General features: G+C 34.4%; 13 protein-coding genes. 7 read left to right on the top strand and 6 right to left on the bottom strand.

Going from position 1 to position 14,091, the window contains the following annotated elements:
- Positions 1 to 693: ABC transporter permease (locus ACH2BV_RS01530; RefSeq protein ID WP_395048781.1), on the top strand; the 693-nt coding region annotated here is incomplete at its 5' end.
- 62 nt (positions 694 to 755) lie between these two features.
- Here ACH2BV_RS01530 and dusB read toward each other — a convergent pair.
- Complete coding sequence (gene dusB / locus ACH2BV_RS01525) at positions 756 to 1,748, bottom strand: tRNA dihydrouridine synthase DusB (protein WP_395048780.1); 993 nt, start codon at positions 1,746 to 1,748, stop codon at positions 756 to 758.
- 241 nt (positions 1,749 to 1,989) lie between these two features.
- Here dusB and lepA point away from each other — a divergent pair, with 241 nt between their 5' ends.
- Together lepA and thiL are read left to right on the top strand one after the other, a co-directional pair.
- A complete protein-coding gene (gene lepA / locus ACH2BV_RS01520; protein ID WP_395048778.1) occupies positions 1,990 to 3,786 on the top strand; it encodes a translation elongation factor 4 in 1,797 nt (598 codons plus the stop codon).
- A 206-nt stretch (positions 3,787 to 3,992) separates the two neighbouring features.
- Complete coding sequence (gene thiL / locus ACH2BV_RS01515; RefSeq protein ID WP_395048785.1) at positions 3,993 to 5,042, top strand: thiamine-phosphate kinase; 1,050 nt, start codon at positions 3,993 to 3,995, stop codon at positions 5,040 to 5,042.
- Positions 5,043 to 5,096: 54 nt separating this feature from the next.
- Here thiL and ACH2BV_RS01510 read toward each other — a convergent pair whose 3' ends face one another.
- The 4 genes from ACH2BV_RS01510 to ACH2BV_RS01495 form a co-directional block, all read right to left on the bottom strand.
- On the bottom strand, positions 5,097 to 5,792 hold the full coding sequence (locus ACH2BV_RS01510) for a response regulator (RefSeq protein WP_395048777.1): 696 nt from the start codon (positions 5,790 to 5,792) through the stop codon (positions 5,097 to 5,099).
- 22 nt (positions 5,793 to 5,814) lie between these two features.
- Positions 5,815 to 7,839, bottom strand: a complete 2,025-nt coding sequence (locus tag ACH2BV_RS01505; protein WP_395048776.1) for a tetratricopeptide repeat protein — start codon at positions 7,837 to 7,839, stop codon at positions 5,815 to 5,817.
- 120 nt (positions 7,840 to 7,959) lie between these two features.
- Positions 7,960 to 8,199: a 3-oxoacyl-ACP reductase gene (locus ACH2BV_RS01500; protein ID WP_395048774.1), complete on the bottom strand. Its 240-nt coding sequence runs from the start codon at positions 8,197 to 8,199 to the stop codon at positions 7,960 to 7,962.
- Positions 8,200 to 8,381: 182 nt separating this feature from the next.
- Complete coding sequence (locus ACH2BV_RS01495) at positions 8,382 to 9,299, bottom strand: LytR/AlgR family response regulator transcription factor (protein WP_395048772.1); 918 nt, start codon at positions 9,297 to 9,299, stop codon at positions 8,382 to 8,384.
- Positions 9,300 to 9,632: 333 nt separating this feature from the next.
- Between ACH2BV_RS01495 and ACH2BV_RS01490 the strand changes: the two genes are divergently transcribed.
- The 3 genes from ACH2BV_RS01490 to ACH2BV_RS01480 are packed head-to-tail and all read left to right on the top strand — an operon-like array spanning position 9,633 to position 11,459.
- Complete coding sequence (locus ACH2BV_RS01490; protein WP_395048771.1) at positions 9,633 to 9,965, top strand: ArsR/SmtB family transcription factor; 333 nt, start codon at positions 9,633 to 9,635, stop codon at positions 9,963 to 9,965.
- A gap of 35 nt (positions 9,966 to 10,000) precedes the next feature.
- On the top strand, positions 10,001 to 11,035 hold the full coding sequence (gene arsB, locus ACH2BV_RS01485; protein ID WP_395048783.1) for an ACR3 family arsenite efflux transporter: 1,035 nt from the start codon (positions 10,001 to 10,003) through the stop codon (positions 11,033 to 11,035).
- Between the two features lie 13 nt (positions 11,036 to 11,048).
- Entirely contained in the window at positions 11,049 to 11,459 is a 411-nt protein-coding gene (locus ACH2BV_RS01480; RefSeq protein WP_395048770.1) for an arsenate reductase ArsC, read from the top strand.
- Between the two features lie 53 nt (positions 11,460 to 11,512).
- Here ACH2BV_RS01480 and ACH2BV_RS01475 read toward each other — a convergent pair whose 3' ends face one another.
- Positions 11,513 to 13,054, bottom strand: a complete 1,542-nt coding sequence (locus ACH2BV_RS01475) for a glycine--tRNA ligase (protein WP_395048768.1) — start codon at positions 13,052 to 13,054, stop codon at positions 11,513 to 11,515.
- Between the two features lie 96 nt (positions 13,055 to 13,150).
- Here ACH2BV_RS01475 and ACH2BV_RS01470 point away from each other — a divergent pair, with 96 nt between their 5' ends.
- Positions 13,151 to 13,834, top strand: a complete 684-nt coding sequence (locus ACH2BV_RS01470; RefSeq protein ID WP_395048767.1) for a ComF family protein — start codon at positions 13,151 to 13,153, stop codon at positions 13,832 to 13,834.
- The last annotated feature ends 257 nt before the right edge of the window (positions 13,835 to 14,091 follow it).

Here is a 14,091-nt window from a genome sequence, read left to right as displayed (position 1 = left end):
CCAAAACCTGGAAAAGGTGCTATCGAAAATCCAGCCGAAGCCTTTAATAAAGTGGTTGTCACGCCTGTTGGAATTTATGCAATAAGCGAAGACTATGACTCTAAATATGTTTTTACAGATTTGGGTTTGGCTCAGGAACTATTGGAATATAAACCCAATCAAATTTCAGGAATAGAGGTAAAAACAAAAAAAGATGCCGATGAAAACACCATTATCAATAATCTAAAAACTATTTTCAACAATAAAATCACCATTAAAAACAGGGCGCAACTCAATGAATCCTTGTATAAAATGTTGAATACCGAAAATCTTGCCGTGTACTTGATTTTTACTTTAGTAATTATTATTGCGCTTTTCAACTTGATTGGTGCATTAATAATGATGATTCTCGACAAAAAAGGAAATCTGAAAACACTATTAAATCTAGGGACCGAAATCAAGGATTTGCGCAAAATATTCCTGCTTCAAGGCACTTTACTGAGCGTTTTTGGCGGAATTATTGGATTGACTTTAGGAATTGCAATTGTGTTGTTACAACAACATTTCGAACTGGTGATGATAACACCAACATTAGCTTATCCTGTAGTTTTTACTATTGAAAATGTCTTGATTGTTTTGGCAACTATTGTCACTCTCGGTTTTATTGCTTCATTAATTGCGAGTAGTCGAGTTAGTAAGAAGTTGTTGGATTGAGATTTTTAAGATAAAAAACCCGACAGGTTTTAAAAACCTGTAGGGTTTAAAATTTATAGTTTTTATACCACCTGATAATCCGAATAAGCTTCTTCGATTTCATTCAAAACAGCAAATAATTCTTCGGGAGTACTTAAAGTAACTAACTTTTGTCTGTATTCTTTAAAAGAGTGAATTCCTTTGAAATAATTAGAATAATGAGGACGTGTTTCTACAATTCCAAGCCTTTCTCCTTTCCATTCCATTGCCCAAGTGAGGTGATTGCGAACGGCTTCTACTCTATTTGCAACAGATGGTTTTGCTAAATGTTCCCCCGTTTTGAAGTAATGTTTAATTTCATTGAAAATCCAAGGATAACCAATGGCGGCACGACCTATCATAATTCCATCGATACCATATTCATTTTTATAATGTAATGCTTTTTCGGGAGAATCAATGTCTCCGTTTCCAAAAATAGGCATTGTGATTCTCGGATTATTTTTCACTCGGGCAATATGAGACCAATCAGAATGACCTTTGTACATTTGGGCACGGGTTCTGGCGTGAATACTCAAAGCAGCAACACCAATATCTTGCAAACGCTCAGCAACCTCATCAATATTGATGGAATTATCGTCCCAACCCAAACGGGTTTTTACGGTAACGGGCAAATGGGTACTATCGATAACAGCTTGGGTCAAACGAATCATCAAATCGACATCTTTCAAAACTCCTGCTCCTGCTCCTTTGCAAACGACTTTCTTTACAGGACAACCAAAATTAATATCAATTATGTCTGGATTTACGGTAGAAACAATTTTGGAAGAAAGCGCCATTGCCTCTTCGTCTCCACCAAATATTTGGATTCCAACAGGCCTTTCGTAATCGAAAATATCTAATTTCATTCGGCTTTTGATGGCGTCACGAATTAATCCTTCGGAAGAAATAAATTCGGAATACATCAAATCTGCACCGTGCATTTTGCACAATCTACGGAATGGTGGGTCACTCACATCTTCCATAGGCGCAAGAAGTAAGGGGAAATCAGGTAATGTTATGTTGCCAATTTTTATCAAGAGAAATTTTTTGCAAAGATAGATTTTTTAGATGAAAAGATGATAACCATATAATTAAACCACTTAGTTGCTGTTTAGAGACTTTGAAACTGCTGAATTTAAACTATATTTGCAGATTAATTGCGTAAGGGATAGAAGCGACATCCTTTTGTGGAGCGATAGCCCAAAAAAAGATATAGCGAATAGCCCGACCCAGAGTTTTTACGGAGGGTTACGCCCAAAAAATTGACATAAATAGAGAATGAAAAATATACGGAATTTTTGCATTATTGCACACATTGATCACGGAAAAAGTACGCTTGCCGACAGACTTCTAGGCGCAACACATACAGTAACTGCGCGGGAAGAAAAGGCGCAATTGCTTGACAATATGGACTTGGAACGCGAACGTGGGATTACCATTAAGAGTCACGCCATTCAGATGGAATACACTTATAAAGGAGAAGAATACATCCTGAATTTGATTGACACTCCGGGTCACGTGGATTTTTCGTATGAAGTTTCTCGCTCGATTGCAGCTTGTGAAGGAGCGCTTTTGATTGTAGATGCAGCACAAAGTATTCAAGCGCAAACTATTTCGAATTTATATTTGGCATTAGAAAACGACTTGGAAATTATTCCAATTTTGAATAAAGTGGATCTGCCAAGTGCCAATCCAGAGGAAGTTAGCGACGATATAGTTGATCTTTTGGGATGTAAATTAGAGGAAATTATTCACGCTTCGGGAAAAACGGGTTTAGGTGTCGAAAATATTTTGGCAGCTATTATCGAAAGAATTCCTCCTCCAAAAGGAAATATTGACGAACCGTTACAAGCCTTGATTTTCGATTCACATTACAATCCGTTTCGCGGAATTGAAGTTATTTTCCGAGTGAAAAATGGACAAATTAAAAAAGGCCAGAAAATAAAATTTATGGCGACCGGAAACGAGTATTTTGCGGACGAAATTGGTACTTTAAAATTAAACCAAGTTCCGAAACAAGTGATTTCTGCGGGTGATGTTGGCTATTTAATTTCGGGAATCAAAGAAGCAAAAGAAGTAAAAGTGGGCGACACGCTAACCGATGCAAAAACGCCAACCACAAATATGATTGTGGGTTTTGAAGATGTAAAACCAATGGTTTTTGCGGGAATTTATCCTGTGGACACCGAAGATTATGAAGAGTTGCGAAATTCGATGGAAAAACTGCAGTTGAACGATGCTTCATTGGTATTTTTACCAGAAAGTTCGGCAGCTTTAGGTTTCGGCTTCCGTTGTGGATTCTTGGGAATGTTGCATATGGAAATCATCCAGGAAAGATTGGAACGTGAGTTTGATATGACTGTTATTACTACAGTTCCCAACGTTTCCTATTTGGCTTACACCAAGAAAGATTTAGAAACACCTTTTGTGGTTAACAATCCTTCGGATTTGCCAGAACCATCTCGTTTAGACAGAGTTGAAGAACCTTACATTAAAGCAACCATCATTACCAAAGCTAATTTTGTAGGTAATGTTATGAGTTTGTGTATCGAAAAACGTGGCGTGATAACCAACCAAACGTATTTGACGACAGAAAGAGTGGAATTAAATTTTGATATGCCGTTGGCCGAAATTGTATTCGATTTTTATGACCGATTGAAAACCGTTTCTAAAGGGTATGCTTCTTTTGATTATTCTCCGATTGGAATGCGTACTTCCAAATTAGTTAAGCTTGATGTTTTATTAAATTCACAATCGGTTGATGCCCTTTCGGCGTTGATTCACGAGAGCAATGCCTACAATATTGGTAAAAAAATGTGCGAGAAATTGCGTGAGTTGATTCCGAGACAACAATTTGACATTCCGATTCAAGCAGCTATTGGCGCAAAAATAATTGCTCGTGAGACGATAAAAGCATTACGTAAAGACGTTACCGCCAAATGTTATGGAGGTGATATTTCTCGTAAACGTAAACTTTTGGAAAAACAGAAAAAAGGTAAAAAGAGAATGCGTTTAGTAGGAAATGTTGAGATTCCACAAGAAGCATTTATGGCAGTTTTGAAGTTGAATGATTAAAAAAATTTAGAATAAAGAAAAAAGAGAATAGAATATAGAGAAAACCTGATGATGAAAATTGTCGGGTTTTTTTGTTTACTAAAGATTCTAAGAAATCCCCGAAAATCCGTGTAATCTGTGGCTAAAAAACTTCGTACCTTTGCATCATAAATTTTTTAAACTTAAAACAAGTGAATGAAGAGATTGCTTCGTTCCTCGCAATGACTATGATTGAAGATAAATCCCCACAACGAACCAGTATTGCTCAATTAGGCGAATTTGGTTTGATAGACCACTTGACAAAAAACTTTAAAATTAATCAACCTTCCACTTTTAAAGGAATAGGCGATGATGCTGCGGTTTTGGATTTCAAAGAAAAGAAAGTAGTGGTCTCCACAGATATGTTGGTTGAAGGAGTTCATTTTGATTTGGGTTATATGCCTTTGAGACATTTGGGTTACAAAGCTGTCGTGACTAATGTTTCCGACATTTGTGCGATGAATGCAAAAGCTACCCAAATTTTGGTTTCTATTGCGGTTTCCAATCGATTTCCACTAGAAGCTTTAGAAGAATTATTTGACGGTATTACACTTGCCGCAAAGGAATACAATGTTGATGTTATTGGTGGTGATACTACTTCTTCGCAAAAAGGAATGATTATCAGCATTACTGCTATTGGCGAAGCCGATGAAAATGAAATAGTATATAGAAATGGAGCGGGTCAAACTGATTTATTGGTTGTAACCGGTGATATTGGCGCAGCATATATGGGATTACAGGTTCTCGAAAGAGAGAAACAAGTTTTTCAGGTCAACCCAAATTCACAGCCGGATTTGGATGCTTATACCTATTTAATTGAACGCCAGTTAAAACCTGAAGCTCGAAAAGATGTGCGCACTTTGTTGCACGCATTAGAAATAAAACCAACATCGATGATTGATATTTCGGATGGATTGTCATCAGAAATTATGCATTTATGCAAACAATCAAAAGTAGGTTGTAATTTGTATGAAGATAAATTACCGCTCGATCCGCAATTTATGAATGTTTGCGAAGAATTTAATTTGGATTCAACGACAGTAGCTATAAATGGTGGTGAAGATTACGAATTGCTTTTCACTATTAAAATGGAAGATTTTGACAAAATAAAAGGAAATCCAAATTTCACTATTATTGGTCATATGACCCAAGAAAGTGAAGGAATTCATTTGGTAACAAGAGCAAATACAAAGATTCCTTTGAAAGCCAGAGGCTGGAATGCTTTAAGCGAAGAATAGATTTAGACAAAAAAAAGGTACTTAATAACTGCCTTTTTTTTATTAAAATTGATCCTAAAATAACAAACCTCTGTTTTTAGCTTCTCGTACCAAGTCAATATCACTACCTTCTTGTAAATTCAATAATTTTTTCAGGTTTAGCTTTCTTTTTTCAATTGCTTCTATTGATATTGGAACGTATTGTGGAATGTCTTTTGTTTTTGTGCCTTTTGATATATGAAATAGAATTTGTTTGTCAAAAAGGTCTATTTCTATAGTTTCTTGTTCTGACTGATCTATCATTTTTTGAATTGACTGACTATAATAAGTTTCATTATTTATAACTTTATTAAAGCCAAAAAGCAACTCGTCAAACGTTAAATCATTCTTTATAACTAGTCCATTAGGATTTATTGTGTCAATAATATTCTGTATCTTTAACAATTCTGTGTACATTGTGAGCAAAATAATTTTGCAGTTTGGCATGTATTTATTTAACAATTTTGCTAAATCTTCTCCAGAGAAAATATCTTTTTCTTCATAAGATGGCATACTGATGTCTAAAAAAGCAATATCGAAAACCAAAGTGTTAGGATTTGTAATGATATCATATGCCGATTTACAATCATTGGCTTGTTCAATAAAAAACTCATATTCTTTAGGATTATACCTAGTAATGGCATTTTTATAGCCTTGAATAATAAATGGGTGGTCATCTACTATTAATATATTATTTTTAATTATTTCTTTGGCAGTTGAATCAAATGTCATTTTTTTGTAAATTTTTAATTCGTTAAATTGGGACTCTAACTGTAATTATTGTTCCTTCTCCTTTTTTTGATTTTATTTCAAATGTTCCATTGCATTCATTAATTCTAGAAAGCATGTTTTGCAAGCCGATTCCCTTTTTTGCCCTATTCACATTAAATCCTACTCCGTCATCACTTATCTGCAAAAGTAAATTGTCAATTTCTTTTTTGAATTCTACATTTATAGAATTGGCATTAGCATACTTATTAATGTTTTGGAGTGATTCCTGAATGATTCGGTATAAATTTATTTTATTGGCATTACTCATTGATTCCCATTTTATGTTTGAATCAATATTTGAAACTAATTTTGCTTTAAACGTCTTTTTTTGATCTTCAAATAAGTTGTCTACAATGGCTACGAAGTTATTAATTAATTCTGATTTTTCCCTATTCAAATCATGTGAAATTTCACGAATGTCCTGCTCTATATTTTTCAATTCTGATAAGTAGCTGTTCCTTTGATGAGAAGCACTTTCATCATGAATTTTATTCAAACTATCCAAATTCATTCTTACACCAAACATTCTTCCTAGAACCCCATCATGTAGTTCTTGAGCCACTCGTTTTTTCTCTTTTATCCTGATAGTTTCCACATTACTCTGTTGAGAAATCATTAAATTATAGATTTCCTCATTGACTTTTTGTTGCTCTTGCTTGAACAAAAGCTCTCTGTTTTTAGACTTTTGCGCTTTAATGATATACAAGAACATCCCCAAAATTAAAACAAACCCAAAGATGTAAACCAAATTCCTATTTTGAGTCGTTAAACTCGTGTTTTCTTGTTTAACTTCATCTGTTTCATACTCTATACGGGTGAATTTATCTGCAATATTTCTATCTGCCTTTTGCAAACTATCGTTGATATGAATGTATTGTTTGTTATACACAGCCGCTTTAGTAGGATCAATAACGGCTAATTGTTTCAGCGGCAATAAAGCATTTCTATTGTTTTTAGAATTTTGAGCGGTCAGAAGCGCTTCTTTTGAATATTGTATTGCTTTCGTAGTATCATTTTTGGATGCAAAATATTCAGATAAATGGATTTTACTGATAATAATTCCCGCGGTCAATTTTAAACTATCTCTCATTTTAAGAGATTCATAAAATAGTTCTGGAAGTCCTTTGGAGTCTTTTATTTTGTATCTGGAATACCCTAGATTATCCAATAACAACGCATACACAAAAGGTTTATATAAAATTAAGTCCTTTTTTTGTTCCAATCCTTTTTGAAAATAGGGTATCGCTTGTTTATGCTTATTCAAATTTTGATAAACTAAACCCATATTATTTAATGAGGTGGATCTATACTGGAATTCAACTGGCACTGTTTCGTCATTTATAGTTGCTAAAGCTTTGGTGTGAAATTCTATAGCTTTATTATAATCTCCAAGTTCATTGTAAACTAATCCCAAAAGGTTATACAATTCATATAATGTATCATCAGCCTTTTCTCCTTTTAAGACACGCAAAGCTTTGAGTGCTGAAATTTCACTACCTAATAAATCACTTTCGTTATATTGCAACAAGGCTTTATTCAATCTCGTTTTGGCTAGATCCAAATTGCTATTCCGTTTAAGATACATTTTTTCGGCTTTGAAATAATACAAAAAGGCGCTGTCTGAAACACCTTGTGAGCCATAATAATCTCCTAAATACGAATAGGCTTTGGCTGTACTTAAAGTATCCTTACTGCCTATAGCTTTTTCTAAAACAATCTGTGCAATTTCGTGATATTCTTTCCAATTGTTTAAATTATAATAGCGATTGGCTACTCTAAACAAGTTGGCTCTTTGCAAGGAATCGTTGGACTGATTGATGATGATGACAAACGCTTTCTGGATGTATTCCTGCCTTTTTTTGGTGGTGGCACTAAAATCATTGGCTTTAGACAGATAAGTTGAAAGACTGTCTTCTTGTGAAGCAACGGTGTTGTTTTCTGGATTCTTCTTGGTACAACCAATGAAAGCAATCAGCAGCAGTATTACTATGTAGTATGTTTTTTTCAATAGATGTTCTTGAATTTCATCAAAAATACTAAAATAAAACTATTGACATAAAAAAAGGCTATCAAAAAATTGATAGCCTAACTATATTTATAAAATTAAGTCTAATTTAAACCATGTAGATTAGTCTAGTCTCACAGTTCCTCCTGCTGCTCCTGAACCAACTGCATCTAATCTTACAGTTCCTCCTGCTGCTCCAGAACCAACTGCATCCAATCTTACAGTTCCTCCTGCTGCTCCAGAACCAACTGCTTCTACAGTTGTATTATTGTTTACCGTTGCCTTAGTTGTTTCAGGCGTAGTAAAAGAGGTTAATATCATCACCAATGATAATAATCCGATAGCTAATATTGTTTTTTTCATAATCTAGGGTTTTTATATTGTTATTTTGATTTTACGTTTGTTATTGTGACTCGGGAATATCACAGAATCACGTTGTAAAAGTATAGAGCATATCTCAAAATAAGCAGTAAAAATGGGCGTTTGTGGTAGAATGCAGTCGTTTGATAGTGAATGACCATCAAATCATGGTGAATGGATATTTTTTATATCTCCAAATAATTGCCATTGGCAAAATCTGAGATAATACCGTCAATATTTTCCTTGTAGGATTTGGAAAATGGTATTTTTGTAGTGGTATTTTTAATATAACATACCGCATTTCCGGTATGAATTCTGGAAATGTAATTGCGGTTTACGATATAACTGTTATGAATTCTAGTAAAAGGAGAAGACAAAATACCTTCAAAATGTTTCAGTGTTTTGAAAGCCGTAACCATTTCACCATTGTTTAAATGAATGTCGGTAGAATTATTATCGGCCTGGAAATAGCAAATATCATTGGCATCAATATATCTATAATCACCATAAGATTTGATACATAATATTAAAGGTTGCTCTACGTTTGGTACTACTTGCACAAAAGTTTCTGGAATATTTTCCTCTAAAAACGCTGAATTTTCATCGAGAACTGGAGTCTCTACTTCTATAGCTTCTTGAGAATCTTCCAAAGATTGCAGTTGTTCTACTATACGTTCTTGAGGCTCATTAAAAATTGGTTTTTGAACCATAAAAACAGCATCTTCACCAATCGATTTTTTTATTTTAAGAATTGATTTTATAAAATCGATGCGTGCCAATGGTTTTAGCATATAATCGGCAACTTCATATTGAATGGCTTCGAAAGCCAAATTTTTTTCGGAAGTAGTGATAATAATTTTCGGAATTACTTTCAAATACCTATAAAGTTCATTGATAAGTGCTAATGATAAATTACTTTCCTTATTTGCAGGATCAATTTCGAGAAAAATTAATTTTGGAGAGTATTCAAGAATTAGATTTAAACCTTCCGAGTAGTTATTAGCTGATGCTACAAAGACAAGCTCCGAAAAACCATCAGCAATTGCTTTAGTTTTCAAAACACTTTCTTGATCATCGTCAATAATAATGTACGGGTAATTCATCAATGTTTTGTCCTAATTTGTTAGGCATAACATTAGACGTTCAAAGTTAAACACTTCAAAGTATTAAGTAATTAAGGTAGTTTTGGGAAACTAATTAAACAAAATCTTCTAATTATTTGATAAAAAACCCTGTTTAACAAGCTAAAAATAAACATTTACTGCATTTTTCATATAAGTTGTTAATATTTATTCAACAAATGTTAATACATTAAAATGAATTGCAAATAAATCCGACGAAATACAGCGATAAATCCATTTAAAACCATTTTTAAAAAATTATATAATTTGCAAAATTATTTTTGTTACTATAAAGATAAATCGTAATATTGCGATATGGGAATAACAAAAACAACAGGCTTCTCAAAAGAAACTAACGAAATGGCCGAAATCCTAAAAGCATTAGGACATCCTGCTCGCTTGGAAATTGTTCGTTTTTTGATGAAGTCATCCTCTTGCATTTGTGGCGACATTGTGGAAGTTTTACCATTGGCACAATCTACAGTTTCTAAACATTTATCTGAATTAAAAAAAGCCGGTATCATAAAAGGAACCGTTACGGGAAACAATATTTGTTATTGTTTAGACGAAAAAATCATTCAAAAAATACAAACATTTATAAATTTAGTAGAAATCTCTTGCGTAACAGATTCTGATTGTTGTGAATAACCACAACGTTTGCAAAAAAACTCAGCAAAAAAAACATTAATATGAAAAAACTATCGTTCTTAGACAATTACTTAACGCTTTGGATCTTTTTGGCGATGTTACTTGGTGTGGCATTAGGATATTTTGTTCCGTCGGTTTCAACCAATATTAATGCAATGAGTACCGGGACAACCAATATTCCCATTGCTATTGGACTTATATTAATGATGTATCCGCCACTGGCCAAAGTCAACTATAAATTGTTGCCAACGGTTTTCAAAAACACCAAAATTCTAACAATCTCATTGGTATTGAATTGGATAATAGGACCCTTATTAATGTTTTTCTTGGCAATCACATTCTTGCGAGAGTATCCGGAATATATGATCGGATTAATATTAATCGGATTGGCGCGATGCATAGCGATGGTTTTGGTTTGGAATGATTTGGCCGAAGGAAATTCAGAATATGGTGCTGGATTAGTAGCTTTAAACAGTATATTCCAAGTATTTTTTTATAGTTTTTATGCTTGGATTTTCATTACAATATTGCCTCCCTATTTTGGTTTCGAAGGCGCAATTGTTGACATTTCAATTATTACTATTGCTAAAAGTGTAGCAGTATATTTAGGAATCCCATTTGTGTTAGGCTTTTTCAGCCGGTTAATATTGGTGAATCTAAAAGGCGAAGACTGGTACACTAAAACATTCATCCCTACCATTTCTCCAATCACCTTAATTGCTTTATTGGCAACCATAATCGTAATGTTCAGTTTGAAAGGCGAGCTCATTGTACGAATTCCTCAAGATATTATCATTATTGCCATCCCAATGCTAATCTATTTTGCCATAATGTTTTTGATTGGCTTTTTTGTTACCAAAGCCGTTGGCGCAACTTATGACAAAAACGCAGCTGTTGCTTTTACCGCCGCTGGAAACAATTTTGAATTAGCAATTGCGGTGGCAATTTCCGTTTTTGGACTCAATTCTGGCCAAGCCTTTACTGGAGTTGTCGGCCCATTGGTCGAAGTTCCTGCCTTGATTTTATTAGTAAAAGTGTCATTTTGGTTAAAGAAAAAATATTATAAATAAAAGTATCTAAAAAATGAAAAAAATTCTAGTTCTCTGCACAGGAAATTCCTGCAGAAGTCAAATGGCACATGGCTATTTACAACATTTTGGAAAAGACAAAGTACAAGTTTATAGCGCTGGCGTGGAAATACATGGACTTAACCCTTTTGCATTGGGAATAATGGCAGAAGACGGAATTGACATCTCTAAACACACTTCAAACCATGTTGATGAATATTCAGATATTACTTTTGATTATGTAATTACGGTTTGTGACAATGCCAAAGAAGCCTGTCCGTTTTTTCCAACCAAAACAAAAACAATTCACCACAGTTTTGAAGATCCATCTAAATCTTCAGGCACAGCAAAAGAATTAATTACTGAATTCCGAAGAGTTCGTGACCAAATAAAAGTATATTCTCAGGAGTTTATCGCAACTATGTAAACAAAAAAGGCTTCTCGATTGAGAAGCCTTTTTTATATAAATGAATTTTGTGATTACATTTTCATCAACCAGTTTTTCATTGAAACTTCATTTTCGATAATTGATTTCAAATCGGAGATATTTACGCGATCTTGTTTCATTGAATCTCTATGACGAATCGTTACGGTTTGGTCTTCGATAGTTTGATGATCGACCGTAATACAAAATGGAGTTCCTAGTGCATCTTGTCTTCTATAACGTCTTCCCACTGCATCTTTTTCGTCATAAGTTACATTGAAATCCCAACGTAAATCTTCGATGATTTTGTGTGCGATATCAGGTAATCCGTCTTTTTTCACCAATGGCAAAACGGCTGCTTTTGTTGGCGCTAAAACGGCTGGTAATTGCAGAACAGTCCTTGTGGAGCCGTCTTCCAATGTTTCTTCTTTCAAAGAAGTGGCAAAAACTGCCAAAAACATTCTGTCTAATCCTACTGACGTTTCCACAACATAAGGTGTATAATTTGCATTCGTTTCGGTGTCGAAATATTGCATTTTCTTTCCGGAGAATTTTTCGTGGGCTTTCAAATCGAAATCCGTACGAGAGTGAATTCCTTCTAATTCTTTGAATCCAAAAGGAAAATTAAACTCAATATCGGCAGCTGCATTGGCATAATGCGCTAATTTTTCGTGGTCGTGAAAACGGTAATTTTCTCTACCTAAACCTAGCGACAAATGCCAGTTTAATCGAGCTGTTTTCCAATGTTCGTACCATTGCATTTCTTCGCCCGGTTTCACAAAAAATTGCATTTCCATTTGTTCGAATTCACGCATACGGAAAATAAATTGTCTTGCCACGATTTCGTTTCTAAACGCTTTTCCGGTTTGTGCAATTCCAAAAGGAATTTTCATTCTTCCTGATTTTTGAACGTTCAAGAAATTGACAAAAATACCTTGAGCCGTTTCTGGACGCAAATATAAATCCATAGCTGTATCTGCCGAAGCGCCTAGTTTTGTGCCGAACATCAAGTTAAATTGACGCACTTCGGTCCAGTTTCTAGAGCCTGTTTCAGGATCAGCAATTTCAAGTTCTTCGATTAATGCTTTTACATCTTCTAAATCGCCGTTTCCTAAAGAACGCCCCATTCTTTCCAGAATTTCTCTTTCTTTAGCAAGATATTCTATAACTCTAGTATTGGTAGTAATGAATTCTTGTTCATTGAAAGCATCTCCAAAACGTGATTTGGCCTTTTCAATTTCTTTTTTTGCTTTCAGATTTAATTTTTCGGCATAATCCTCAATTAAAACATCGGCACGGTATCTCTTTTTGGAATCTTTGTTGTCAATTAATGGATCGTTAAAAGCATCTACGTGACCTGAAGCTTTCCAAGTTGTAGGGTGCATCAATATTGCCGCGTCAAGTCCAACGATGTTATCGTTCATTTGAACCATTGCTTTCCACCAATATTCGCGTATGTTCTTTTTTAATTCGACTCCGTTTTGTGCATAATCATAGACTGCACTTAAACCATCGTATATTTCGCTTGACGGAAAAATAAATCCATATTCCTTTGCGTGCGAAACTACATTTTTGAATAAATCTTCTTGTTTTGCCATAATGATGCAAAAATATAAAAAGTGAACTTAAAAAAAAGGAATTTCTTGAAGTTTGAAGCATTGATTTGCCTATTTTTATAAATAAATTGACATTTTATGTTCAAAAACATTATCAATCTATTTTTTCCTCCCGTTTGTGCTGGTTGCAATTCGTTTTTACTGTCGAATGAAAATGTGATCTGCACGCTTTGCCGACACAACATTCCGCTGAGCAATCATCATTTAAATCCTGAAAACGAAGCTTTCAAAAAGTTCTACGGAAGAATTCCTGTCGAACATACCTCCGCACTATTGTATTTTCATAAAAAAGGAATTGTTCAGGAATTAATTCACAACTTGAAATACAAAGGACAGGAAGAAATTGGCACTGTTCTGGGCGAGTGGTATGCCGAAGATTTGAAAAATTTGAATTTAATTCAATCTGTAGATCAAATTATTCCGGTGCCTTTACATAAAAGGAAACTTCGAGAAAGAGGTTACAATCAAGTGACTAGTTTTGGAAATGCTCTTTCCTCTGGCTTGAATGTTCCGTATAACCCAAATATATTGGTTCGGAATATTTACTCTAAAACGCAGTCCAAGAAAACCTTATTAAATCGAAGCGATGGAATCGATACTATTTTTGATGCTGTTTTTACCGAAAAAGACCATAACAAACATTTTCTCTTGATTGACGATGTAATCACGACTGGCTCCACCCTAGAAGCTTGCTCACACGCTTTGTTGAAAATTCCTGGAGCAAAAATCAGTATTGTTTGTATGGCTATGGCACATTCTTAATGAAAGACCTCATAGGTTTTAAAAACCTGTCAGATCTAAAATGCGGACTGTTTTAGCCCTGATAGCAGCGGCATCCCACGCTTTTTTGCGTGGATACAGCGGATAGCAGGAAACAGCTGCCTCCTTCGACTGCGCTCAGGACGACAAAACGGAAACTATATTTAACCCGTTGGGTGCAATTAAATTATTTGTGTTTTAATATTGTTTATTGGTCTTTCAAAAATAAATTTATTGATGAATTGCACCAAAGTTAATGC

Source organism: Flavobacterium sp., from assembly GCF_043780635.1.
In the GTDB taxonomy this organism is placed as follows: Bacteria; Bacteroidota; Bacteroidia; order Flavobacteriales; family Flavobacteriaceae; genus Flavobacterium.
This window is presented reverse-complemented; position numbering and strand designations above follow the sequence as displayed.

Coding starts and splice junctions, on each gene's coding strand:
- lepA (WP_395048778.1), top strand. CDS start 1,990: ATGAAAAATATACGGAATTTTTGCATTATTGCACACATTGATCACGGA.
- thiL (WP_395048785.1), top strand. CDS start 3,993: ATGATTGAAGATAAATCCCCACAACGAACCAGTATTGCTCAATTAGGC.
- ACH2BV_RS01510 (WP_395048777.1), bottom strand. CDS start 5,792: ATGACATTTGATTCAACTGCCAAAGAAATAATTAAAAATAATATATTA.
- ACH2BV_RS01500 (WP_395048774.1), bottom strand. CDS start 8,199: ATGAAAAAAACAATATTAGCTATCGGATTATTATCATTGGTGATGATA.
- ACH2BV_RS01495 (WP_395048772.1), bottom strand. CDS start 9,299: ATGAATTACCCGTACATTATTATTGACGATGATCAAGAAAGTGTTTTG.
- ACH2BV_RS01490 (WP_395048771.1), top strand. CDS start 9,633: ATGGGAATAACAAAAACAACAGGCTTCTCAAAAGAAACTAACGAAATG.
- ACH2BV_RS01480 (WP_395048770.1), top strand. CDS start 11,049: ATGAAAAAAATTCTAGTTCTCTGCACAGGAAATTCCTGCAGAAGTCAA.
- ACH2BV_RS01475 (WP_395048768.1), bottom strand. CDS start 13,054: ATGGCAAAACAAGAAGATTTATTCAAAAATGTAGTTTCGCACGCAAAG.
- ACH2BV_RS01470 (WP_395048767.1), top strand. CDS start 13,151: ATGTTCAAAAACATTATCAATCTATTTTTTCCTCCCGTTTGTGCTGGT.